General features: G+C 39.0%; 26 protein-coding genes. 16 read left to right on the top strand and 10 right to left on the bottom strand.

The window, feature by feature from the left end:
• Positions 1 to 7: 7 nt before the first annotated feature.
• Together ACFX4W_RS20330 and ACFX4W_RS20325 are read right to left on the bottom strand one after the other, a co-directional pair.
• Complete coding sequence (locus ACFX4W_RS20330; protein ID WP_028409216.1) at positions 8 to 286, bottom strand: RNA polymerase sigma factor; 279 nt, start codon at positions 284 to 286, stop codon at positions 8 to 10.
• 327 nt (positions 287 to 613) lie between these two features.
• On the bottom strand, positions 614 to 1,801 hold the full coding sequence (locus ACFX4W_RS20325) for a macrolide family glycosyltransferase (protein WP_043981447.1): 1,188 nt from the start codon (positions 1,799 to 1,801) through the stop codon (positions 614 to 616).
• A 219-nt stretch (positions 1,802 to 2,020) separates the two neighbouring features.
• On the opposite strand from ACFX4W_RS20325, the gene ACFX4W_RS20320 reads away from it, so the two are divergent.
• Complete coding sequence (locus ACFX4W_RS20320; protein WP_043981448.1) at positions 2,021 to 2,737, top strand: CPBP family intramembrane glutamic endopeptidase; 717 nt, start codon at positions 2,021 to 2,023, stop codon at positions 2,735 to 2,737.
• 20 nt (positions 2,738 to 2,757) lie between these two features.
• On the opposite strand, the gene ACFX4W_RS20315 is transcribed toward ACFX4W_RS20320, so the two are convergent.
• A complete protein-coding gene (locus tag ACFX4W_RS20315) occupies positions 2,758 to 3,867 on the bottom strand; it encodes a GerAB/ArcD/ProY family transporter (RefSeq protein ID WP_025751128.1) in 1,110 nt (369 codons plus the stop codon).
• Between the two features lie 15 nt (positions 3,868 to 3,882).
• Entirely contained in the window at positions 3,883 to 4,116 is a 234-nt protein-coding gene (locus ACFX4W_RS20310; protein ID WP_043981449.1) for a hypothetical protein, read from the bottom strand.
• Positions 4,117 to 4,336: 220 nt separating this feature from the next.
• On the opposite strand from ACFX4W_RS20310, the gene ACFX4W_RS20305 reads away from it, so the two are divergent.
• The 4 genes from ACFX4W_RS20305 to ACFX4W_RS20290 all read left to right on the top strand — a co-directional run bounded on the left by ACFX4W_RS20305 (position 4,337) and on the right by ACFX4W_RS20290 (position 5,877).
• The gene (locus ACFX4W_RS20305; protein WP_025751130.1) at positions 4,337 to 4,609 is read left to right on the top strand and encodes a hypothetical protein; all 273 of its coding nucleotides are present in this window, start codon (positions 4,337 to 4,339) and stop codon (positions 4,607 to 4,609) included.
• Positions 4,610 to 4,693: 84 nt separating this feature from the next.
• On the top strand, positions 4,694 to 4,885 hold the full coding sequence (locus ACFX4W_RS20300) for a hypothetical protein (protein ID WP_014459359.1): 192 nt from the start codon (positions 4,694 to 4,696) through the stop codon (positions 4,883 to 4,885).
• A 42-nt stretch (positions 4,886 to 4,927) separates the two neighbouring features.
• Positions 4,928 to 5,299: a hypothetical protein gene (locus ACFX4W_RS20295; protein ID WP_013057801.1), complete on the top strand. Its 372-nt coding sequence runs from the start codon at positions 4,928 to 4,930 to the stop codon at positions 5,297 to 5,299.
• Positions 5,300 to 5,343: 44 nt separating this feature from the next.
• Entirely contained in the window at positions 5,344 to 5,877 is a 534-nt protein-coding gene (locus ACFX4W_RS20290; RefSeq protein ID WP_043981450.1) for a GNAT family N-acetyltransferase, read from the top strand.
• 232 nt (positions 5,878 to 6,109) lie between these two features.
• On the opposite strand, the gene ACFX4W_RS20285 is transcribed toward ACFX4W_RS20290, so the two are convergent.
• On the bottom strand, positions 6,110 to 6,880 hold the full coding sequence (locus tag ACFX4W_RS20285) for a MerR family transcriptional regulator (RefSeq protein ID WP_043981451.1): 771 nt from the start codon (positions 6,878 to 6,880) through the stop codon (positions 6,110 to 6,112).
• 158 nt (positions 6,881 to 7,038) lie between these two features.
• On the opposite strand from ACFX4W_RS20285, the gene ACFX4W_RS20280 reads away from it, so the two are divergent.
• Entirely contained in the window at positions 7,039 to 7,491 is a 453-nt protein-coding gene (locus ACFX4W_RS20280; protein ID WP_043981452.1) for a MarR family winged helix-turn-helix transcriptional regulator, read from the top strand.
• 22 nt (positions 7,492 to 7,513) lie between these two features.
• On the top strand, positions 7,514 to 9,121 hold the full coding sequence (locus ACFX4W_RS20275) for an MDR family MFS transporter (protein WP_043981453.1): 1,608 nt from the start codon (positions 7,514 to 7,516) through the stop codon (positions 9,119 to 9,121).
• A 34-nt stretch (positions 9,122 to 9,155) separates the two neighbouring features.
• On the opposite strand, the gene ACFX4W_RS20270 is transcribed toward ACFX4W_RS20275, so the two are convergent.
• Together ACFX4W_RS20270 and ACFX4W_RS20265 are read right to left on the bottom strand one after the other, a co-directional pair.
• Positions 9,156 to 9,308 carry a hypothetical protein gene (locus ACFX4W_RS20270; protein WP_165574954.1) on the bottom strand — a complete coding sequence of 51 codons (153 nt, stop codon included), beginning with the start codon at positions 9,306 to 9,308 and terminating at the stop codon, positions 9,156 to 9,158.
• Between the two features lie 25 nt (positions 9,309 to 9,333).
• Positions 9,334 to 9,516: a YolD-like family protein gene (locus tag ACFX4W_RS20265; protein WP_013083869.1), complete on the bottom strand. Its 183-nt coding sequence runs from the start codon at positions 9,514 to 9,516 to the stop codon at positions 9,334 to 9,336.
• Between the two features lie 618 nt (positions 9,517 to 10,134).
• On the opposite strand from ACFX4W_RS20265, the gene ACFX4W_RS20260 reads away from it, so the two are divergent.
• Positions 10,135 to 11,943 (top strand): assimilatory sulfite reductase (NADPH) flavoprotein subunit, encoded by a 1,809-nt coding sequence (locus tag ACFX4W_RS20260; RefSeq protein ID WP_043981454.1) that lies wholly within the window; start codon positions 10,135 to 10,137, stop codon positions 11,941 to 11,943.
• Between the two features lie 22 nt (positions 11,944 to 11,965).
• On the top strand, positions 11,966 to 13,687 hold the full coding sequence (gene cysI, locus ACFX4W_RS20255) for an assimilatory sulfite reductase (NADPH) hemoprotein subunit (RefSeq protein WP_016764771.1): 1,722 nt from the start codon (positions 11,966 to 11,968) through the stop codon (positions 13,685 to 13,687).
• 51 nt (positions 13,688 to 13,738) lie between these two features.
• Here the strand turns inward: cysI and ACFX4W_RS20250 are convergent, their stop codons facing one another.
• Positions 13,739 to 14,005, bottom strand: a complete 267-nt coding sequence (locus ACFX4W_RS20250) for a hypothetical protein (protein WP_043981455.1) — start codon at positions 14,003 to 14,005, stop codon at positions 13,739 to 13,741.
• A 199-nt stretch (positions 14,006 to 14,204) separates the two neighbouring features.
• On the opposite strand from ACFX4W_RS20250, the gene ACFX4W_RS20245 reads away from it, so the two are divergent.
• Positions 14,205 to 14,954, top strand: a complete 750-nt coding sequence (locus ACFX4W_RS20245; RefSeq protein WP_043981456.1) for an SDR family NAD(P)-dependent oxidoreductase — start codon at positions 14,205 to 14,207, stop codon at positions 14,952 to 14,954.
• Between the two features lie 40 nt (positions 14,955 to 14,994).
• On the opposite strand, the gene ACFX4W_RS20240 is transcribed toward ACFX4W_RS20245, so the two are convergent.
• Positions 14,995 to 15,525, bottom strand: coding sequence for a GNAT family N-acetyltransferase (locus ACFX4W_RS20240; RefSeq protein WP_043981457.1), 531 nt, complete (start codon positions 15,523 to 15,525; stop codon positions 14,995 to 14,997).
• 235 nt (positions 15,526 to 15,760) lie between these two features.
• Positions 15,761 to 16,765: a DUF3231 family protein gene (locus tag ACFX4W_RS20235; RefSeq protein WP_043981458.1), complete on the bottom strand. Its 1,005-nt coding sequence runs from the start codon at positions 16,763 to 16,765 to the stop codon at positions 15,761 to 15,763.
• A 316-nt stretch (positions 16,766 to 17,081) separates the two neighbouring features.
• Here ACFX4W_RS20235 and ACFX4W_RS20230 point away from each other — a divergent pair, with 316 nt between their 5' ends.
• The 6 genes from ACFX4W_RS20230 to ACFX4W_RS20205 all read left to right on the top strand — a co-directional run bounded on the left by ACFX4W_RS20230 (position 17,082) and on the right by ACFX4W_RS20205 (position 21,566).
• Positions 17,082 to 17,876, top strand: a complete 795-nt coding sequence (locus ACFX4W_RS20230) for an AAC(3) family N-acetyltransferase (RefSeq protein ID WP_162214542.1) — start codon at positions 17,082 to 17,084, stop codon at positions 17,874 to 17,876.
• A gap of 270 nt (positions 17,877 to 18,146) precedes the next feature.
• Positions 18,147 to 19,379 (top strand): NADP-dependent malic enzyme, encoded by a 1,233-nt coding sequence (gene ystJ, locus ACFX4W_RS20225; RefSeq protein WP_043981460.1) that lies wholly within the window; start codon positions 18,147 to 18,149, stop codon positions 19,377 to 19,379.
• A gap of 163 nt (positions 19,380 to 19,542) precedes the next feature.
• On the top strand, positions 19,543 to 19,848 hold the full coding sequence (locus ACFX4W_RS20220; RefSeq protein WP_043981461.1) for an antibiotic biosynthesis monooxygenase family protein: 306 nt from the start codon (positions 19,543 to 19,545) through the stop codon (positions 19,846 to 19,848).
• A complete protein-coding gene (locus ACFX4W_RS20215; protein ID WP_043981462.1) occupies positions 19,845 to 20,210 on the top strand; it encodes a hypothetical protein in 366 nt (121 codons plus the stop codon). The genes ACFX4W_RS20220 and ACFX4W_RS20215 overlap by 4 nt, the downstream gene beginning before the upstream one ends.
• A gap of 192 nt (positions 20,211 to 20,402) precedes the next feature.
• Complete coding sequence (locus ACFX4W_RS20210; RefSeq protein WP_165574955.1) at positions 20,403 to 21,047, top strand: hypothetical protein; 645 nt, start codon at positions 20,403 to 20,405, stop codon at positions 21,045 to 21,047.
• 99 nt (positions 21,048 to 21,146) lie between these two features.
• Positions 21,147 to 21,566, top strand: a complete 420-nt coding sequence (locus tag ACFX4W_RS20205) for an Rrf2 family transcriptional regulator (RefSeq protein WP_013057782.1) — start codon at positions 21,147 to 21,149, stop codon at positions 21,564 to 21,566.
• The last annotated feature ends 29 nt before the right edge of the window (positions 21,567 to 21,595 follow it).

Below are 21,595 nucleotides of genomic sequence, written 5' to 3'. Positions count from 1 at the left end.
AAATGATTTACGACGAAATCCTCTCTGAGTTCTGGCTGTGCTTTTTTATATTTTTTACACATTGCTTGCACAAAGAAAGAGAAAGAGTACGTTCTTTGACCAAAAGATCAGGGGAATGCCAAATTTCTTTGAATAGCTCTGTTAAGATGCTTTCGCAAGCATGTGGATCTTTTACTGCTGAATAGACAAGACGATACAAAAGCGATTCATATCGATTGTAAAGCTGATGAAGTGCTTCTTTCTTTCGGATTTTTATCTCTTGAATGAGTAAAAGATCATTGTTCATAACCGAGCCCCTTCGAAAATCAATTATAGTTCATTGTACCCTTGTTAAGATGAGTATAAACACCTAAAAAGGAGAGGCTTATGAGCTACGTAGTATCAAAAAAACAAGGCAAAATATTCAACGAGATATCAAAGAAGAAAACTTGGGGAAAGTGAGAGACCGCCTGCAAGCTTTGCTCATTACGTATCCAAATGGGCTGATAAGCTTATTGTAGCTGGATGTGCATTGATTTTCCTTACAGTCGTCAGTTTGCTAATCATTGGCATATATACAGTTTGTACATGGCTGTTTTTATAAAGAAAAGGTGCACATCTGTGCACCTTTTCTTTATGAATGCTGTTTTATTAAGTAATTGACAATTTTTTTAGCTGCTGCAGCCGGTCCAGATGCCTGCTGGAAACTTGCGTTGATTTCTTTAATTCCTTTTTTATAGCGATCGTCGCGGACAACTTCTTCAACTGCACTCCTTAAAAGAGAAGCATTTACCGTTTCTTTTGCTAAGCGATACCCGGCGTTTAGTTCCACGAGCCTTTGAGCGACGAGAGGCTGATCTTTCCCATGAGGTAAAACGACTAACGGTACGTTAAAATGAATACTTTCATTTACGCTGTTCATACCTCCGTGCGTGATAAAAACATCAGCTTCTTTTAACACGTCAAGCTGGGGAACATAGGGCGAAATAAGAAAATGCTCTGGTGCTTTTTTTATTTTTTTAAAATCAGCTCGGTCTCCTGCTGCAATCACAACTTTTCCTTCAAAGTCGCTAAATGCGTCGATGCAAAGGTTGAAAAAGCCTTCTACATCATGAAGCACCGTTCCCATTGAAATATAAAGAACTTTTTCGTTCTTTAGCTTTTCTAGCGGAAAATCGTGAGAGCCGTGACGCTTTGGAAAGCTTGGCCCAATAAATAAACAAGAGTCATCAAAATGTTCATGAAGCGGCTGAAAAAAGCGGCTTGTATATACGACCGTTAATTCGCCTTCATTGTTCATAAATTGAAGCAGATTTTTAGGTTCTACCCCAAACTGATTTTTTAGCAAGCTGAGCCCGTACTGAGCTTTTTCGTCAGGTTTAAATGGAACGTCTGAATCGGGATGCAGAGGCATCATTGCTAAGCGTTCTTTTGGCATTAAAAAAGAAGCGGATGATACAATCCCGGGAATCCGCAAATAATCACGGACTAATTCGCCTGCTCCAAACTTGTCGTAAAACACAAAGTCAAAGTCAATTTTTTTTGATAACGTATGAACAAGCTTAAGCGTATCTAAAGACGTTTGGATGTGGATATTTAAAAAAGCGTTGATTCCTTGAGGAGTTTCAGGCTTGATGGATACACCGCTTAAGAAGTCCCGGTGAGTGTGTACGATAGCTCCGGCGTTTTCAAGACGCTCTTTAAAACGCTCGGTCGTAATGTAATGAACGGTATCACCTCGGTCTGAAAAAGCTTTTACCATTCCAAGCGTTGGGTTTACGTGACCTTCAGCGGGAAAATTGATCATTAAAATGTTTGCCATTTTTTCACTTCACTTTCGGTAAGATTTCTTCAAGCGTAATCAAATATAAGGAAGTTGACAACTAATTTGGCTAGCTCATTTATCTTTTCAAATCCTATCTTTGTGTGTAAAATGTGAAAAAATATAACTTTTTTCCTAAAAAATAACATCATTAAGCGGAGATTATGGTAGAATTTTGAGAGCACTAGAGAGAAAGAATCATTTTTGGAGGTTACTATTTTGAGTACGTTATCAACAAATTCAGAACCGGTTTTAAAGCCTAAAAAGAAAAAAGAGTTTACTTACTTCACGCTGCTTCTATTTATCGTGTTGGGCTTTGGTCTGCAGATTATAGCTGGAATTGGAGTAGCTATTTACGATGAAGTTACGGGGTCAAATATGACGGGGATTTTATTAGAAGGACCATATGCTCTGCTGGTAGACGCGGCGTTTTTTCTAGGTGTTGCCGTGCTGTACAGGCCTGTGCGCAGATTTTTAAAGCCTATGTGGAACTTCTCAGTATTAAAAGAAAGAAAAACGTATGTATATATTGTAGTAGGCTTTTTAATTGTAGCCGCGGTGCAGTACGTGATGCTTTCATTTTTAAACGTAGAAAGCGCAGATCAGCAGCAAAAGGATTTAAATCAAGGCAGTTTTAATCAAACGCTGCTTTCGAGCTGGATATTTTTTATAAGTGTAGCAGTTATCACGCCTATTAAAGAAGAACTGCTTTACAGAGGTGTTTTATGTGGTTTCTTAACCAAACGCCATCACGTGCTTGTGGGCGTTTTCGTTTCCGCTCTTGTATTCGGCCTTTTACATATTGGCTTTCCGATTACAGCTACCGTCATGGGACTTGTCTTTGCCATTATTTATTATCGAACAAAATCTATTTTCCCATCTATGATTTTACATATGCTGTGGAATGGATTAGTGAGCATAACCGTGTTCTTTTAAAAGCCGCTTAAGCGGCTTTTTTATTTGGATAAAGACGCAGAATGCTTTACGCGAATTTTCCCAACTATTAATAATCCAAGAGGGTAAAATAGTCCAAATAGCAGACTGTACGGAATCCACGTATCTCTGTCCCACGTTTGTTCATATGGAATGCTTGGATACACGATAAGTGAAAATGTAACGGCAATAATGCCTAGCGGAAGAGTTAAAACTCGGTAGTTTTTTAATTCAAGAATTTGAGCGAGTCCAGAAACGGTCGCATAATAGTAGAGAGATGTTTTAAAATAAAGAGATAAAAACCACATAATAGCCATAATTACTTCAATGTTTTTTAGAAAATCCGCAACTTCAATCCGTCTTGCAAGCTCATAGCTTGGATATAAAGCAATACGTGTATACGTATTTCCAAGTACAAGAATGCCAAGCAATAAAATAATAATCATAATGCCTCCGCCGATTAAGCTTCCCGTAAAAAAAGCCCGGTTCCGCTGGTCTGGTTCCGCTACGTGAGCAGGGAAAACGGTTAGCAATACAATAAAAGTGAGAGACGTAATGCTTGTAAATACCAGAATAGATCTGATAATAGGCTTAACGCCTACCTCTAACAAAGGCTGCAAATTCTCATAATGAATTTGAGGGAAGATCGAAAAAACTAAGATTAAGAACGGAATAACAAACCATGGAAAGAGAATTTCAGCACAGCGGGCAATCGTTTCAATGCCAAGCCGAACGCCGACAATCACAATTCCCATAAACAAAATATGAACAGCAAGCATAGGTGTTTGAATAATAATGCGAGTTGTTAGAAACGAGCCCACGTAAAACAAAACTTGACTGCAAAAAAGAAGAGTAGAAGCGACAAATAAAAGAGAGACAAACTTTCCTAGCCACTTTCCTAAAATGGCTTCGTTTAGTTCTATCAGGGTTTTATTCGGATAAAGGCTAGAGAGTTTGATATACATCCATACCAGTAAAACGCCTACACCTACGCCTAAAATAGCTGGAATCCATGCCTCTTGTTTAGAATCAGCGGTTAAGCTTCCAGGCACGACTAAAATAGTATCGCCTAAACTATAAAAAATGACGAGTATTCGAAACTGTGCTGCGGATAATTTCATCTGACGATGCAAGTTGTTCACTTCCTTTTACTTCAACAGACTGAACAAAAAATCACTAAAAGGTTTTAATAAAAAAGCAATGCCGTCCCCGGGGTTGGGGATTTCAACACCGCCGTATTTTAAACTAACAATCAAAATACTTACTGTGAACAAACTCCAAAACATTCGCTTTTCTTTTTTACTGTTCACTTTTTTTAAATAAGGTATTTCTACTAAACAAACAGCTGCACAAAGTAAAAAAATCCCTAAAAATATAAGCATGTATCAACCTCAATTAGTAACCCTTTAAAAATGATGAAGGGATGTTAAAGACGCCTGTGTTTCAAAGATAGTATGATCCAAAAAGGTTTCATTTATGAAAAGTAAGACTAAAGGCAGGGCAAAACCGTGTTATAATGACCAAGTTGAGCGTTATAATAGAAAAAACATCATGATTACAAACAAGTAGATACATAACAAGGGAAGGATGGGAGAGAGATATATGGCAGATGAGCTCAAAAAAATGCTAGATGACAAAGAAAAGGTGCAGCTTATTATCGCCGCTGTTGTCATGCTTGGAGGCCTGGTCGTTTTGTTAAAAAGTGTTGCAACAGGGCAGGCCATGGGTCAAAAATGGCTAGAAAGTCAAGGGAACGCAGACACGGATCTGTATCTTGAAACGATAAAAAGCTACATACACCTGTATCAAATTGTGGGTGGCGTCATGTTTGGAGGAGGCCTTCTCACGTTACTTCGTGCTAAACTAAAGAAATAAAGCGTCAGCAAAATAAAAGATCATAGTCCAAAAGAAGTGTCATATCTTTTTAATAACTTAAAAAATAGTGAAAAGGAGTTATGTATGAATAATGAAGAAAATACACCGGCTTATCATCTGTTTATGATGATAGGAGCGCTTGCTATGCTGATTTTTGGTGTTGTCGGTTTCTTTATTCAGTATCCTGCTACGTTAAGTTTTGTGATGTGTATTGGCGGAAGTATCATATTTTTGCTGCATTTATTTGAATATATGAAACCTAAAAATGAACTATAGCATCTTCAAACGAGGAAATCTAGAAGCAAAGGAAGATGAGAAATGCGGAAACACCGTACGTATGAAACGCTAGTTGATCTTTATCAAAAAAGCGCCAAAATTCATTATGAAATCGATTATCGAGATAAAAAATCTGTAAAAAAAGGCAATCGAGCTGCAGAAGATATGAAAAAAATTGCGCAGCTCATTCATTTATACTATCCAGGCATGCTGTTTGAATTTGCAACACTGCTGACGAATCCTACTTATCGAATTGATTTATGGGCTGCACATCATATTTTAGAAATCATGAGCTATTCACCAATGCTTGAGGACAATGCGCTTTCCGTCATTGAACGCTACGCCGATGAAAATGATTTTACAGCTTTAGGAAATCGCATGTGGTTAGATCAGTGGAGAGAAAAACAGCGATAAAACTCGGCTAAGCAAACAAGAATAACCAAAAGGAAGATAGGTATATGAGTTTACGTACATTAAAGAACGGTATAGGCGTCAGCATTCGAGAAGCAGCACCAAAAGACGCAGAGAAAATGATTGCTTTTTACAACCGGGTAGGAGGAGAAAGTGATTTTCTTTCATTTGGAGAAGGTGAGTTTCTTACACCCCTTTCAGAGTACGAACTGTTTTTAGCTTCTGTAAAACAAGAGCAAAATGCTCTTATAGTTGTGGCTGAAAAAGAAGAGAAAATCATTAGTATCGCATCCATCACCTCGTCTCAAAACCCGCGTAATAAGCATGTGGGAACCCTCGGTATTGTAGTAGAGAAATCTTATAGCGGGCTAGGGTTAGGCAGACAGCTAATGATTGAGCTGATTGAATGGGCACGTACGCATAAACAAACAAAAAAAATCGAACTTGTGACGCGAGAAGATAACCAAAGAGCTATTTCTTTATACAGGAAGCTAGGGTTTCAACCAGAAGGATTAAAAGAAAAAGACACCTATATAAATGGCGTGTACTATAATACAATGCTTATGGGTCTTCACTTATAAAAAGAGGCTGGGACAAAAGTATATTAAGTGAATGAAAATCCGAACGATGAATCGTTCGGATTTTTTCATTGTGGTGATGAACATAAGTTTCATATAGGCAGGTGCTTCTAGCGGTTTTGAAGGCTCAGCGGCGCCCGCGGAACGCGAAGCCTTGGACGGAAATCAACAGCGGCGGAACAAGCAGGTCAGATTATATATGCCAGTTGTTCGTCTTTAGATTGAATTGATTTAGTTATATCTCATTGTCTTTTTGTTTATTGTTTTTAGCGTCTGCAAATACACTCATCGCCTCGTTCATAAATTTGGCTAATCCTTTTCCGTAGCGGTCAATGGTAGTTGTAAATCGCTCATCTTGCACATACATTTCTCCGAGACCTTTAAAGGCTTCTAATGAATACGTTCCAAAGTTCTCATTTAAAAATTTATACCATTTCCCAATAGCTTTTTGAGCTTCTGTAGAGGATGGTGACAGATCACGAAGCGAAGCTAGGTGAGTGTAGATACTTTCCCATTCGTTTGACATGTGCTGCTGTTCTTCTTGTGAGAAGCTTTGTACTTTTTCATTCGCTTCATCTACCCGCTGGTTTCCCCAGCGCTTCCGTGCTTCTTCTTCGTATGGGTTATGCGAAAAATCCAGTCCTTTAAACCGCTCTTTTTCGTTCATTTCAATCGCTCCTTCTTCATATTGAATCGTTTTATTAATGGTTACAATCATTTGATCGAGCCGACTGCGTTTTTCAATCAGCATGTTTTTTTGCAGTATCAATGCTTCTGTGCGATTAAACGTCGGGTCTGTTATAATCTCGTGAATTTGTTTTAAAGGGAAGCCAAGTTCTTTAAAAAATAATATTTGTTGAAGCATATCGAGATTAGCCGCTGAATAAAGCCGATAGCCGGATTCACTAACGGCATCAGGTTTTAATAGCCCGATTTCGTCATAGTGATGCAGCGTGCGGACGCTGATTCCTACTAAGTCAGCAACTTCTTTTATTTTTCTGTTCATTCTTTCATCTCCCTTCTGAAATCTACTATAAAATATAACGCAGCGTAAGGGTCAATACTAAAAAAGAAATAATTGACTTTTAGTTTATATGCATTTATATTTAATTAGCATTAACTATTTATGACATGAAATAAATAAGCAAGCCTGGAGGAATAGATGTGACAAAAAGCAATCAGTATCTTGGAGAGATTCGTTCATCGCTTCAAGTGCTATTTGAAAAAATGCAGCCCGAAATGATGGAGAGCCTAAATGAGCATGAGATGACTCCTACGCAATTATTTGTTCTTTCTTATTTAAAGAAAGTAGGGAGCAGTAAGGTTTCTCAAATTGCAGAACTCATGGATGTCAAACCGAGCGCCGTGACTCTTTTAGTGGATCGTCTCGAACAGCACAATTTTGTTGTAAGAGAACATAATAAAGAGGACAGACGAGTCGTTGATATTACCTTAACGGAATTTGGGTATCACAAGCTTGAAGATGTGCTGAATGGTCGAAAAGCCATTATGGACCGCTATCTTTTGCATTTAACAGAAGAAGAGCTTTCTATGATGGCTTCTATTACGAAAAAGCTTGCAACGTCAGCTGCTTCTTATAAAGATAAGCAGCAGTAACAAAAAAGAGGAGAGACACACGATGGAAAATCAAAAAAATTCAAAGCGCACGCTCTTATTAATTGGGTTAATTATTGCGATGTTCTTTTCTGCACTTGATGGAACCATTGTCGGAACAGCTATGCCAAGAATCGTAGGAGATCTTGGTGGATTGAGCATGATGACATGGCTGACAACAGCCTATTTATTAACGTCGACAACAGTTGTTCCGATTGCAGGAAAGCTCGCTGATTTAGTAGGACGCAGAGTAATTTATGTTACAGGACTTATTATTTTTATGGTTGCTTCTGCTCTATGTGGAATGGCAAATAACATGACAGAGCTTATTTTATTCCGTGCATTACAAGGAATTGGCGGCGGGGTTATGATGCCGATGGCAATGATTGTAATCGGTGATTTATTTACAGGAAAAGCACGAGCAAAATTTCAAGGAGTATTCGGAGGAATTTACGGTCTTGCTTCTGTCATCGGTCCACAAATTGGCGGGTGGATTGTTGATTCACTGAACTGGAAATGGGTATTTTACATCAACTTGCCGGTAGGGATACTCGCTACCGTTTTTATTGCCCTGGGACTTCAAGGAAAGAAACATACGGGACCTGTGAAATTCGATGTAGCCGGTATGTTCACAATGGTTATTGGAGTAGTGAGCTTGCTTCTTGCCCTGAGCTTTGGAGGAAAAGACTACGACTGGAACTCTTGGCAAATTATTAGTCTATTTACACTTGCTGTTGTGGGGATGATAAGCTTTATTATTGTGGAAAAGAAAGCGAAAGAGCCGATTCTTCCGATGTATTTATTTAAGAACCGAACGTTTACGCTTTTAAATATCATTGGCTTTTTTATGAGCATCGGCATGTTCGGGGCCATTACGTTTGTTCCGTTCTTTATGCAAGGAATCGTTGGAGTCAGCGCCTCGGAATCCGGTACCATTATGACACCGATGATGATTTCAATGATTGTAACAAGTATTATTGGAGGGCAGCTTGTTTATAAAGTTGGAATCAAGCCTCAAATTGTTACGGGTATGCTCATTATGGCAGGAGGGTTCTTCTTGTTAACAACATTAGACCTTCATACTAGCAAACTTGTTGCCACTTCTTATATGGCCATAATCGGTTTAGGAATGGGTCTTGTAATGCCAATTTTAACACTTGCTCTTCAAGAGAGCTTTTCAAAAGAAGAGCTCGGTGTGGTTACATCATCAAGTCAATTTTTCCGTTCAATTGGAGGAACGTTCGGTATTACGATCTTAGGAGCGGTAATGAATGCAAAATCAGGTACGCTTCTTAGTGACAAACTCGTTCCATATTTAAACACATTGCCTGCTCAAGCAAGTGCTTTTGCAGACGGGTTTAAAAAAGCGATTGATACGAATCCTGAAAGTGTGCTGCAGATGCTGTTTAGCCCTGAGGCGCTAAAGAGTATTCCAGCTGCGCTTTCAGACAGCATTGTGCCAATTTTGAAGACCTCGCTAATGAGCGCATTGCACAGCGTCTTTTTCATGGGCTTAGCTTTTATTATTTTAGGAGCGGTATGCACATTGTTCTTAAGGCAGATCAAGCTTTCAAATAAAAAAGCCGAAGAAAAACCAGAAGAAGGCATTGCTGAAGTAGAGCCATCACATTAAAAAAAGCGCACAAATTTGTGCGCTTTTTTCTATATTAACTAGTTGTTTCATTAGGCTTACGAAGAAAAGGAGATTGTTTAGACGTGTCATACGAAATTTGATCAAGCAAATACGTTAAATATAAGTTCAGTTCAAATCGATCTTCCGACACAAAATCTGTAAGCGCTTGCTTATCATCTTTCCACATGGTAATTCCTCCTTAATTTTACATACTAATGAATGGATTTAATATCAGAAAGCAAAAGGGAAACAACGGCTTCATTTTCGTCTTTTACGGATAGAATTTGCTGATGGAGATTTAAGTTGTGCACGCGGCCTTTGCACGTTTGCAACGTCCCATCTTTATAGTAAGAAACAGTTATCGTCCCACTTTTCGTTAATTCTCGTAAAAACATTCAAGAAGCCTCCTTAAAAAAGATTACCTGATTTAAAAGCCAGTCCTTTCATTTGAGATGAGCAAAAGGGAATTGTATGTACTGCAAGCTTCCCTTTATATTCTTCAACGTGTATGAATAGATGGAATAAAAGGTTGCTAGCTCACCTATAAACTGTCCTAAATTTCAGAATATACTGTCTTTTTCGTATAGTGTTTTTTAAAAGGATTAATGTTACATTTATTATGTAACATTCTGATGAGAAAGAAAACCGTTTCTACAAAACTTCTCTAAAAATTACAAAATATTCATATTCATGTGAAGGATGTAGAATAAACAAATATAGAAGTAACTGCGTTTATAAAAAACGTAACGACCGCTTTAATTATTAATGATCTTAATACTAGTTATCAATTATATGTATTTTACTAATTTATTCTTCTCCGATAAAATGCAGGTAGACGAATTTGATAAGAATTTTCTAATGATTTATATAATTAAATTTGATATAATCTATAGGAATAATAATGTATGAAGGGAAACATCATTGATTAATTAGACACAGGTATTAAATGTTGTTGAAGATGATTCGTAAAAGCATACATATTTAAATTATATATTTTTGTGAGGTGGACAGTGTTGCAACTTAAGGTAGTAAACAGCCCTTTTAATCAAGAACAAGCAGATTTGCTTAATCGCCTTCTGCCGACATTAACAGAAGCACAAAAAATGTGGTTGAGCGGTTATTTAACAGCATCTCAATCTACGTCTGCCGAAGGAACGCCAGACGTTTCTACAGCAGCGCCTGCTCAAACGAAGCAGACAGTTTCAAAAGACGTAACGATTCTTTACGGATCACAAACAGGAAATGCTCAAGGACTTGCTGAAAATACAGGCAAAACGCTTGAAGCAAAAGGCTTTAATGTAACTGTATCTTCTATGAATGATTTCAAACCAAATAATTTAAAGAAACTTGAAAATTTATTAATTGTCGTAAGTACACATGGAGAAGGAGAGCCGCCTGATAATGCGCTATCTTTCCATGAATTTCTTCACGGCCGTCGAGCGCCAAAACTTGAGAACTTCCGTTTCTCTGTTTTATCGCTTGGAGACAGCTCATACGAATTTTTCTGTCAAACAGGAAAAGAATTTGATGTGCGCTTAGCAGAACTTGGCGGTGAAAGACTGTATCCGCGCGTTGACTGTGATTTAGATTTTGAAGAGCCCGCAAATAAATGGCTTAAAGGTGTTATTGACGGATTAAGCGAAGCGAAAGGACACAGCGCTTCGGCAGCTGTTCCAGCGGAAGCTCCTGCAGGAACTTCACCATATTCAAGAACAAATCCTTTTAAAGCAGAAGTGCTTGAGAACTTAAACTTAAACGGCCGCGGATCAAATAAAGAAACGCGACACTTAGAACTATCTCTAGAAGGTTCTGGTTTGACGTATGAACCAGGAGACAGTTTAGGTATTTATCCTGAAAATGACCCGGAGCTTGTTGATCTTCTTCTTAACGAATTCAAGTGGGATGCAAGTGAAAGTGTAACGGTTAATAAAGAAGGAGAAACGCGTCCTCTTAGAGAAGCGCTAATCTCTAATTTTGAAATTACCGTTTTAACAAAGCCTCTTTTAAAGCAAGCAGCTGAGCTTACGGGAAACGATAAGTTAAAAGCGCTTGTAGAAAATCGCGAGGAATTAAAAGCATACACACAAGGCCGTGATGTAATTGACTTAGTTCGTGACTTCGGTCCATGGAACGTATCGGCACAAGAGTTTGTAGCCATTCTACGTAAAATGCCAGCGCGTCTTTACTCGATTGCAAGCAGCTTATCAGCAAACCCTGATGAAGTTCATCTAACAATCGGAGCGGTACGCTACGAAGCGCATGGACGCGAGCGCAAAGGTGTTTGTTCAGTCCTTTGTTCAGAACGTTTGCAACCAGGCGATACGATTCCTGTATACCTTCAAAGCAATAAAAACTTTAAGCTTCCTCAAGATCAAGAAACGCCAATTATTATGGTAGGACCTGGTACAGGTGTGGCTCCGTTCCGCTCATTTATGCAAGAGCGTGAAGAAACAGGGGCAAAAGGCAAGTCATGGATGTTCTTTGGAGATCAGCACTTCGTAACAGACTTCCTTTACCAAACAGAATGGCAAAAGTGGTTAAAAGATGGCGTACTGACAAAAATGGACGTGGCGTTTTCACGCGATACAGAAGAAAAAGTATACGTACAAAACCGTATGCTCGAACATAGTAAAGAATTATTCCAATGGTTAGAAGAAGGCGCATCTTTTTATGTGTGCGGAGATAAAACAAATATGGCACGCGACGTGCACAACACGCTAGTTGAAATTATCGAAACAGAAGGCAAGATGAGCCGTGAACAGGCGGAAGGTTACCTTGCTGAAATGAAGAAACAAAAACGTTATCAGCGTGATGTATACTGAGGATTGAAAGGAGATTTTCAACATGGTAAACAAAATTTTAAAAGCGCCCGAAGGTCCTCCAAGTGACGTTGAGCGCATAAAAGATGAAAGTAATTATTTGCGCGGTACATTAGGAGAAACAATGCTCGACCGCATCAGCTCAGGTATTTCTGAAGACGATAATCGTTTGATGAAGTTCCACGGAAGCTACTTGCAAGATGACCGAGATCTTCGTAACGAACGCCAAAAACAAAAGCTAGAGCCAGCTTACCAATTCATGCTTCGCGTCCGTACGCCAGGCGGTGTTTCAACACCAGAACAGTGGCTAGTGATGGATGATTTAGCACAAAAATACGGAAATGGAACGTTAAAGCTGACGACTCGTCAGGCATTCCAAATGCACGGAATTTTAAAGTGGAACATGAAGAAAACGATTCAAGAAATTCATGCTTCGTTATTAGATACAATTGCAGCTTGCGGAGATGTAAACCGTAACGTAATGTGCAATCCGAATCCCTATCAGTCAGAAGTACACGCTGAAGTATTCGAATGGTCAAAAAAATTAAGTGATTATTTATTGCCTCGTACAAGAGCGTACCACGAACTTTGGCTAGATGAAGAGAAAGTGATCAGCACACCGGAAGTGGAAGAAGAAGTGGAACCAATGTATGGTCCGCTCTATTTGCCAAGAAAGTTCAAAATTGGCGTAGCTGTTCCACCGTCTAACGATATTGACGTGTATTCACAAGACCTTGGCTTTATTGCCATTTTAGAAGACGAGAAACTTGTTGGTTTTAACGTAGCAATCGGCGGCGGTATGGGTATGACGCATGGAGATAAAGCAACTTACCCTCAGCTTGCAAAAGTGATTGGGTTCTGTCGACCTGATCAAATTCTAGAAGTAGCTGAAAAAATCATTACGATTCAACGTGATTACGGAAACCGCTCTGTACGTAAAAACGCGCGTTTTAAATACACGGTTGATCGTCTTGGATTAGAAACGGTAAAAGAAGAGCTTGAAAATCGTCTGGGCTGGAGCTTAGACGAAGCAAAATCTTATCACTTTGATCATAACGGCGACCGCTACGGCTGGGAAAAAGGTGTAAAAGGAAAATGGCACTTTACTCTTTTTGTTCAAGGCGGACGTATTGCTGACTTTGAAGACTATAAGCTTATGACGGGTCTTCGTGAAATTGCAAAAGTTCATAGCGGTGATTTCCGTTTAACGGCCAATCAAAATTTAATTATCGCGAACGTATCAACTGAAAAGAAAAAACAAATTAGTGATCTCATCGAACAATATGGATTAACTGACGGCAAGCATTATTCGGCTCTTCGCCGCAGCTCATTAGCTTGTGTATCGCTTCCAACATGCGGGCTTGCGATGGCAGAAGCTGAGCGTTATCTCCCAGTTCTTCTTGAGAAAATTGAAGCAATTGTAGATGAAAACGGCCTTCGCGATAAAGAAATTACCATTCGTATGACGGGCTGTCCTAACGGCTGTGCACGTCCTGCTTTAGGTGAAATTGCTTTTATCGGTAAAGCGCCGGGTAAATACAATATGTATCTTGGAGCAGCATTTGATGGCAGCCGCTTAAGTAAAATGTACCGTGAAAATATCAGTGAAGAAGAAATTTTAAACGAACTGCGCGTCCTGCTTCCTCGCTATGCAAAAGAGAGAGAAGAAGGCGAGCACTTTGGTGACTTTGTCATTCGCGCTGGTGTAATCGAAGCTGTAACAGACGGCACGAATTTCCACGCATAATACGTATCAAGGGACCTTTCTAAACTTACAGAAAGGTCCCTTTTTTCTATTTTAATATTCTCTAACAAATACAGCTACTCCAAATACTCCTAATCTTTCAGCAGTAATTTGTTCAAAGCCGTTGTCAAGCAAACAATGAGCTGCAGTGCGGTAGCGCTGACCTTGAGCTAACAAACGTCCGCAAGGATTTGCGCTGCCGATTACTGTTGCTTCTACGACAGTACGAGGAGCTTGTCTATCCAAAGGATTTCGCTCCCACAGAATTGTCACCACATCCGGAGGACGGGGAATAGATACATTATCTGTGTGTTCATGCATAACCATCACCTCCTTACACTATAGTAAATGCAAAAAATAACAGACTGCTTGTACACACGCTGATTTTTATTAAAAAAGGCGTTCAACTATGTCCCAGTTAACTAATTTCACGGCAATGAAGTAATCAATAGAAACAGCTGATAGAAAAAAAGAATGCTATAATGTAAAAGAAAGGAATTTTCACCAAGGAGGGAGAAACATGCAGCAAAAACGAGTAGCGGTTATTACAGGGGGAGCAAGCGGAATTGGCAAAGAAACTGCCTTAAAGTTTGCGCAAAAAGGAGACGCGGTGGTCATTGCTGATTATGATAAAGGGAAAGGAAAAGATACCCTTCAAAAAATTGAAGAAGCTGGAGGGAGCGCTTTATTTGTGCAAACGGACGTCACAAAGTTTGAAGAAGTGGAAGCACTGATTGAAGAAACCGTGAACCGCTTTGGGCGAATTGATGTGATGTTTAACAATGCAGGTATTGGACGCCCTACGTCTATTTTGGATCAAGACTTAGAAGAATATCACCGCATTATTAATGTGAATCAGCACGGCGTTACATACGGGATTATGGCAGCGGGCAGGAAAATGAGAGAGTTAGGTATTAAAGGCGTCATTATCAATACGGCATCTATTTTTAGCTTCTTAGCCTCACCCGGTACCTATGCCTATCACGCAACGAAAGGAGCTGTTGTGATGATGACGAAATCAGCTGCGCTAGATCTCGCTAAATACGGTATTCGCGTCGTCGCCATTGCGCCAGGATTTGTTGATACGCCCATTATTCAAGGCTATAAAGACAACGGTATGATTGAAGGAATGAAAGCGAAAACGATGAGCAGAAAGCTTACTACACCAAAACAAATTGCAGATATGGTTTATTTGCTTTCCTTAGAAGAAGCGGGAGCTGTAAACGGCAGCGTCATCATGGCTGATGATGGGTATGCGGCATTTAAATAAAAGGAAAAAGGATTCTTCTTAAGAAAAGAATCCTTTTTTATTATGTAGCAGGCAGGGAACTATAAACAAACGTATCATGAGCTTTTCCGTTTTGATACATATAGTTTTTTAACACTCCTTCTTTTTGAAACCCGAGCTTTTCAAGCACATGCTGTGATGCTTTGTTTTCAAGAAACACAACAGCTCCAATCCTCACTAGCTGAAGGGTATCAAAGCCATAAGCCATAACAGCCGAAGCAGCTTCTGAAGCATAGCCGTGACCCCAGTGCTGAGGGAGTAGGTCATAGCCAATTTCCGCGCGCTTATGCTTTTGGTTCCACTGATTAAATCCAACTGTCCCGATTAATTCCCCCGTATCGAGCCGTTCAATTCCCCAGCGCATGCCTTTTTGCTTTCTGTAATTTTCAGCAAAAATATCAATCAGAACCAGAGCCTCTTGAATTGTTGTGAATTTTTCTTGCCCGTAATATCTAATAACTTCTTTCTGAGAGAAGCAGTCAAAGATAGTATCTGCATCGACTTCTGTTATTTCACGCAGTGTAGTGCGAGGTGTAAGAAGAATAGGAAACATACTTTTCTCCTTTCTATTTTATATAGAAAGATTTCGTCAGCTCAGAGAAAATACCTTTTATTTTATTTTTTTGTTATAAATTAAGTGGAAGTACGAGCTAAACGACTGAGAAAAAGACGGGAAAACTTCTAAATAACGCAAACAGTTGTTACGTACTAGCCCTAAAAACAGTATACTAAAAAAACAAATAGAGCTAGCTGCACGTAGAGCAGCTAGCTTTCCTATAGGAAAGAACCTATTTTTTAGTTAACTGATTGCGATCTTCAATTTGAGGAGGCTCTTCAAGCCATCCGTTTTGAATCATGACTTTACCGCCTTCTTTCGCAAAGAAATAAATATCTTTAGCCAGCTGCAGCATCTTCAGTGGCAAATCACTTCGTAAACTAAAAGCGCCTCCTAAAGCATTGCTTCCTAGACCAAAGGTGCTCAGAAGACTCGTGTTGTACATCATTAATTTATCTGAAAAAGGGGAGATCGTTGAGCTTGTCGCTTTTCCTGCATGCGTAGCAGGAGGCTCTATATAGCTATGACGTAAAATATCTCCTAGTTCTGTTTCAATTTTTTTTGAAAGCTTCATTCCGTTGACAAAATGCTGCTGTGCCTCTTTGTTGCTAGCTGCTTGAGCAAAGCCAATCATCAGCTGCATTCCTACAAGATTTGTATCAACCGCATGTTGGATAAGAGACACTTCAATTGTATTAAGTGATCTTTTTTCACTAAGCCAGCTTAACCCTCCGATATAATTTTGTTCGTGGACAAACCGAACTTCTTTTGGCATTGAAACGTAAGGAGGCTTTGCAATGACGCCGGTTTCTAATAATATCTGAGTAGACTGATTGTATATTTGCTGCGCTTCTGCTGTTGCGTTTACGAAAAAACTTCTGATATCTTCCCGGTAGGACATCGTTGAATGCAAAGCGAACAGTCCAGTCTCAATTTGAGCCATTAAGCGTACGTACATGACTTCAAACATAGGGTCGAACAGTTTCGGCACTCCTAGATTTACATCATGTTTAGTAAAGCCTAAAGGAATAACTGCACCTTCGTGCTCTAAAATTTCTTTGATTTGCTCGGTAATATTTAATGAGTAGCTATAATACAGCTCAAAAAGCTCTTTATGATCTTCTTTACCTTCAAGACAATATTCTAAAAACCTCAAAATCATCGTTTTTTCCTGATAAGTCATCCATAAGTTAGCAAGCTCTGAGGACGTGAGCGGCGGAAGTTTTGATGTGCTCATTGTACACATTCCTCCTGAAAATAGTGATAGGTAAATAGTATAGCTTCATTAGTATTTCTTTTATTTATAGGAATATTCTTCTTTTTAATTTATTGAAAAGCTTCAGTAGCGGTTATTATAGTAAGATAATTGAAAGAAATAAACCTTACCAACAAGTCAGTTGTATGATAACTGATATGAATAAAACTAAGTTTTTCTATTACTTTAAATAATTTGACAATTGGTGTTATTCTTACTATTATGGAAACATAAGTTTTACATATATTGCTAGAGTCTGGCAACACATTCTAGCAGCACCATAAGTAAGGAGCTTACGATGAAGCACATTGTCCAAGCAACAGATCATCCTAGAACGAAAGATACATTAAAAGAAGATTTACGCAGGTTAGGCATAACAAAAGGGATGACTATCATGGTTCATTCTTCGCTATCTTCATTAGGGTGGGTAAACGGAGGTTCAGTAGCCGTTGTTCAAGCTTTAATGGAGACAGTGACAGAGGAAGGAACGATCGTGATGCCGTCACAGTCGGTCGATCTTTCGGATCCATCAGAATGGGGCAATCCGGCTGTGCCAAAAGAGTGGTGGGAAACTATTCGGGAAACGATGCCCGCATATGATCCAGCTCATACACCAACAAGCGGTATGGGACAAATCGTGGAAACTTTTCGAACATACCCTGGCGTAAGAAGAAGCAGCCATCCAATGTATTCATTCGCCGCTTGGGGAAAGGGCAGCGAAGACATCTTAAGAGATCATCCCCTTGAATTCAGTTTAGGCGAAAATTCTCCTCTTGAAAGGCTTTACAAAAAACATGCCTTTGTTTTATTATTAGGTGTCGGGTTTGGGAACAATACTTCTTTTCATCTAGCAGAATATCGTATTCCATATCGAAACGTGATTCAAAAAGGATCTCCAGTTATGGATGGAGGAAAGCGAGTATGGAAGACGTATAAAGAATTAGAGTTTAGAGAAGAGCTGTTTGAAAAGATAGGTGAAGCGTTTATTGAAGCAAAAGGAATAAAAGCTGAAAAAATCGGTTCAGCACGTGCATACTTCTTTTCAATGCCTAAAGCCGTCGATTTTGCTGAAACGTATTTGAAAGCGCTATAGTGAGCGGTTGTATGCTTTCTAAGTTGTCTGTATATCAGACAACTTAAAGTGAGACAAACATGAGTTGCCGCTGCGTCTAGACTTTATAATAACAAAGCGCAGAAGTGGTTTAAGCAAGATAGTTTACTTTTTATATTCCTTGTTTCATAATGGCACTTGTCAGTGAATTTATTCGGTCAGGTTGTCTTACAATTATGGAGATAAAAAGCAAGTGTTAAATAAATTCATCAAAAAATTTAAATGTATAGAAAAAAAGGAGAGAATACAATTATGTCACTACGTGATCAAGCACTACATATGCATCAAGAAAAACAAGGTAAGTTAGAAGTTAAATCAAAAGTTGAAGTTCAAAACGCTCAAGATTTAAGCTTAGCTTACTCTCCAGGAGTAGCCGAACCTTGTAAAGAAATTCATGAACATCCAGAAACGGTGTATGATTACACAATGAAAGGAAACATGGTCGGCGTTGTGACAAATGGTACGGCTGTTCTTGGCCTTGGAAACATCGGACCTGCAGCTTCACTTCCTGTTATGGAAGGAAAGGCAATTTTATTTAAAAGCTTTGCAGGCGTAGACGCATTCCCAATTGCACTTGATACAACAGATACAGATAAAATTGTTGAAACTGTAAAATTAATGGCTCACACATTCGGAGGCATTAACTTAGAAGATATCGCAGCTCCACAGTGCTTTGAAATTGAAGAGCGCTTGAAAAAAGAAGTAGATATTCCTGTATTCCATGATGATCAGCATGGTACAGCAATCGTAACGGTAGCAGGACTTGTAAATGCATTAAAAATTGTAAACAAATCAATGGAAGACTTAAAAATCGTCTTAAACGGAGCAGGAGCTGCCGGCATTGCCATTACAAAACTTCTTTATTCTTACGGCGTACGTGACATGATTATGTGTGATACAAGAGGTGCTATTTATGAAGGACGCCCTCAAGGTATGAACAAAGTAAAAGCGGAAGTGGCTTCTTATACAAATGTAAACAAAGAAAGCGGTACGCTAAGCGATGTAATTAAAGGCGCAGATGTATTTATCGGCGTATCTGCAGCAGATGCATTATCTCAAGAGATGGTTAAATCAATGAATGAAGATGCAATTATCTTTGCGATGGCAAATCCTAATCCAGAAATCAAGCCAGGCGCGGCAAAAGAAGCAGGAGCGGCTGTTATTGGAACAGGTCGTTCAGACTTCCCTAACCAAGTAAATAACGTTCTTGCATTCCCTGGAATTTTCCGCGGTGCGTTAGACGTTCGCGCTACTCATATCAATGAAGAAATGAAAAAAGCTGCTGTTGAAGCAATTGCAGCCCTTATTACAGAAGAAGAGCTAAACGCAGATTACGTTATCCCTGGACCATTTGATCCTCGCGTAGCGCCAGCTGTAGCAGAATCTGTAGCAAAAGCGGCAATGGATTCAGGCGTTGCCCGTATTACAATTGATCCAGCACGTGTAAAAACACATACAGAACAATTAACAAAAATCGAAAACTAATAACGGTAAAAAAGCCCTTTGAAACGCTGTTTCAAAGGGCTTTTTGTTTTAAAAATCTGCTGTAACCGCTGTGAAATCTAAACGTAACACCATTTCATCTCCCATATGATGTACAATAAAGAGAAAAGAACCCAGGTTTTGTATCATAAAGGGAGGAACAAAGATGTACACCGTATTTTCAACATTTAATGTACCGGATGAAAAAGCTGAAGAAGTGATTGGAATTTATAAAAGTCGTTCAAAATCCGTCGACGAGGCTCCAGGATTTGTAGACTTTCTACTTCTTCAAAACGATAAGCGAGCAGGGGAGCTCACCGTTCAGCTTACATTTGATACGAAAGAGAATTATTTAAGCTGGGTACGAAGCGAAGATTTCAAGCGTATTCATGATTTAGAGAAAAAATACCCTGATCAAGAACTGGCAGCCGTCATCCCAAAAGTTTCCCAGTACAAAGTGGTGGCACGATGAGTTCACTTCCCGTTAATAAGATCGTCGAAAGAGTAACGGATAAAATCTACGAGTTAGAACCTTCTTTGCTCGAAAAATTCGGAGAGCGCGGCAAAGAAAGATGCCATGAAGATAATCATTATCATATGAAGTATCTTGAGACAACATATAAGTTAGACAACCTGCAAATTTTTACGGACTACGCCTTATGGTTAAACAATTTACTCACAAGCCGAGGCATGAAAACACAGCATATTATTGATAATTTTAATTTTATACAAGAAGCGCTGTTTGAATTAGATAATTACGGTGATAAACAAGTACAGGCGTATGTGACTTACTTAGAAGAAGCAAATCATATACTGAAGCAACAGCAGCTTTAAAAAAGAGGCTAGGACAAAAGTGTTTTAGTTAAAAGAAAATCCGAACGGGTTTGATTCTTGAAAGAGAATTTAATCTGTTCGGATTTTTTCACGAGTAGAATGAACGTAGGTTTCCTGTATGTAGTTATGTCTCACTTTTTTTGTTTTACATATGTATAAAGGTGGAAATAAAAAAGAAAAAGGAGAATACATATGCAAAAACAGCTAACAAAAGGAACCCTGTCTTTAATCGCTATATGTATGATTGGAAGTGCGGCAGCTTGTTCAGGTGAACCAGCTAATAAAACAAAATCTGATAATCATAAAGCAGAGGAAAAACCAATTGAAGACCGTCAAGAATTGACAAAGCTACAGCAGTATTCGAGTGACCCGGACATTAAAAAAGGGAAAGATGAAGATTTTGACTTGATCGGTACGTTAAAAAAAGACGCTGAAAAAGAAATAACGCTGAATATCGATGATCAACTCGTTAAAGTACCAAAAAGCTCTGGGATGGAAGTGGAAGGCTCACAGCTAAAAGATATGATTAATAAAGAAGTAGAAGCTGAAATTGACGCAGCTAAACAAGAAGCAACTAGTATTGAATTAACTCCAAAAGCAAAAGTAGATAAAAATGGCGTTTATGAACAAGATGGAGACGAGCGTAAAATTGTAGGTGTTTTTATAGAAGAAAGTAACAAACATATAAAGGTAAAAGTTCCAAACGGCAAAAAAACGTATCAAAAAAGCACAGACTTTGAAAAAGAAGAAAAGGGCAGTTTAAAAGAAAAGACGGTATACCTTGAAATCAACTCAGCTAATGAAGTAGAAAGTATAGAAAAAGAAGACCGTGAATAAATAAAGCTACAGTTCTTCTTTCCCTCCTTGCTCTCTTGACTTTTCCAACTGTGTCACTTAACGTTACAGTAGAGAAAGAAAAAAGGTGGTTTATGGAAGATGAACAGTGAATTTACCATTGCCGTGCACAGCTTAGTGTTCCTAGCAAATTTACCAGATCACCGAGCAAGCAGTGAATCGATTGCTTATAACATCTGTACCAATCCTGCACGGGTTCGGAAAATAATGAGTACACTCAGAAAAAACAACTTGGTTCGGACAAAAGAAGGGCTAGGCGGCGGTTATACTTTAGGCTGCAGCCCTGCTGAAATAAGTCTTGGATTGATTTACCGGGTTATATCGACAGGAACGCTGAAGCCTCACTGGTGCAGCGGCGACCCTGACGCTGACTGTATTGTCAAATCAAACATTCAAACAGTGATGGACGACATTTTTACAGAGAGTGAGCAAAGCGTAATCAGGCATTTAGATCAAATTACGATCGAAGACGTGCTGAAAAAAGTTAGAACTGCTCACTAAAAAGCACCTTGCATGAGCAAGGTGCTTTT

Source organism: Priestia sp. YIM B13489 (genome assembly GCF_042787645.1).
In the GTDB taxonomy this organism is placed as follows: Bacteria; Bacillota; Bacilli; order Bacillales; family Bacillaceae_H; genus Priestia; species Priestia megaterium.
The sequence above is the reverse complement of the archived record's forward strand: the minus strand, read 5'-3'. Positions and strand labels throughout refer to the sequence as shown.

Coding starts and splice junctions, on each gene's coding strand:
- ACFX4W_RS20285 (WP_043981451.1), bottom strand. CDS start 6,880: ATGAACAGAAAAATAAAAGAAGTTGCTGACTTAGTAGGAATCAGCGTC.
- ACFX4W_RS20295 (WP_013057801.1), top strand. CDS start 4,928: ATGCGGAAACACCGTACGTATGAAACGCTAGTTGATCTTTATCAAAAA.
- ACFX4W_RS20215 (WP_043981462.1), top strand. CDS start 19,845: ATGAGTTCACTTCCCGTTAATAAGATCGTCGAAAGAGTAACGGATAAA.
- ACFX4W_RS20305 (WP_025751130.1), top strand. CDS start 4,337: ATGGCAGATGAGCTCAAAAAAATGCTAGATGACAAAGAAAAGGTGCAG.
- ACFX4W_RS20235 (WP_043981458.1), bottom strand. CDS start 16,765: ATGAGCACATCAAAACTTCCGCCGCTCACGTCCTCAGAGCTTGCTAAC.
- ACFX4W_RS20290 (WP_043981450.1), top strand. CDS start 5,344: ATGAGTTTACGTACATTAAAGAACGGTATAGGCGTCAGCATTCGAGAA.
- ACFX4W_RS20265 (WP_013083869.1), bottom strand. CDS start 9,516: ATGTTTTTACGAGAATTAACGAAAAGTGGGACGATAACTGTTTCTTAC.
- ACFX4W_RS20205 (WP_013057782.1), top strand. CDS start 21,147: ATGAACAGTGAATTTACCATTGCCGTGCACAGCTTAGTGTTCCTAGCA.
- ACFX4W_RS20330 (WP_028409216.1), bottom strand. CDS start 286: ATGAACAATGATCTTTTACTCATTCAAGAGATAAAAATCCGAAAGAAA.
- ACFX4W_RS20325 (WP_043981447.1), bottom strand. CDS start 1,801: ATGGCAAACATTTTAATGATCAATTTTCCCGCTGAAGGTCACGTAAAC.
- ACFX4W_RS20210 (WP_165574955.1), top strand. CDS start 20,403: ATGCAAAAACAGCTAACAAAAGGAACCCTGTCTTTAATCGCTATATGT.
- ACFX4W_RS20230 (WP_162214542.1), top strand. CDS start 17,082: ATGAAGCACATTGTCCAAGCAACAGATCATCCTAGAACGAAAGATACA.
- ACFX4W_RS20310 (WP_043981449.1), bottom strand. CDS start 4,116: ATGCTTATATTTTTAGGGATTTTTTTACTTTGTGCAGCTGTTTGTTTA.
- ystJ (WP_043981460.1), top strand. CDS start 18,147: ATGTCACTACGTGATCAAGCACTACATATGCATCAAGAAAAACAAGGT.
- ACFX4W_RS20245 (WP_043981456.1), top strand. CDS start 14,205: ATGCAGCAAAAACGAGTAGCGGTTATTACAGGGGGAGCAAGCGGAATT.
- ACFX4W_RS20270 (WP_165574954.1), bottom strand. CDS start 9,308: ATGTGGAAAGATGATAAGCAAGCGCTTACAGATTTTGTGTCGGAAGAT.
- ACFX4W_RS20275 (WP_043981453.1), top strand. CDS start 7,514: ATGGAAAATCAAAAAAATTCAAAGCGCACGCTCTTATTAATTGGGTTA.
- cysI (WP_016764771.1), top strand. CDS start 11,966: ATGGTAAACAAAATTTTAAAAGCGCCCGAAGGTCCTCCAAGTGACGTT.
- ACFX4W_RS20220 (WP_043981461.1), top strand. CDS start 19,543: ATGTACACCGTATTTTCAACATTTAATGTACCGGATGAAAAAGCTGAA.
- ACFX4W_RS20250 (WP_043981455.1), bottom strand. CDS start 14,005: ATGCATGAACACACAGATAATGTATCTATTCCCCGTCCTCCGGATGTG.
- ACFX4W_RS20240 (WP_043981457.1), bottom strand. CDS start 15,525: ATGTTTCCTATTCTTCTTACACCTCGCACTACACTGCGTGAAATAACA.
- ACFX4W_RS20300 (WP_014459359.1), top strand. CDS start 4,694: ATGAATAATGAAGAAAATACACCGGCTTATCATCTGTTTATGATGATA.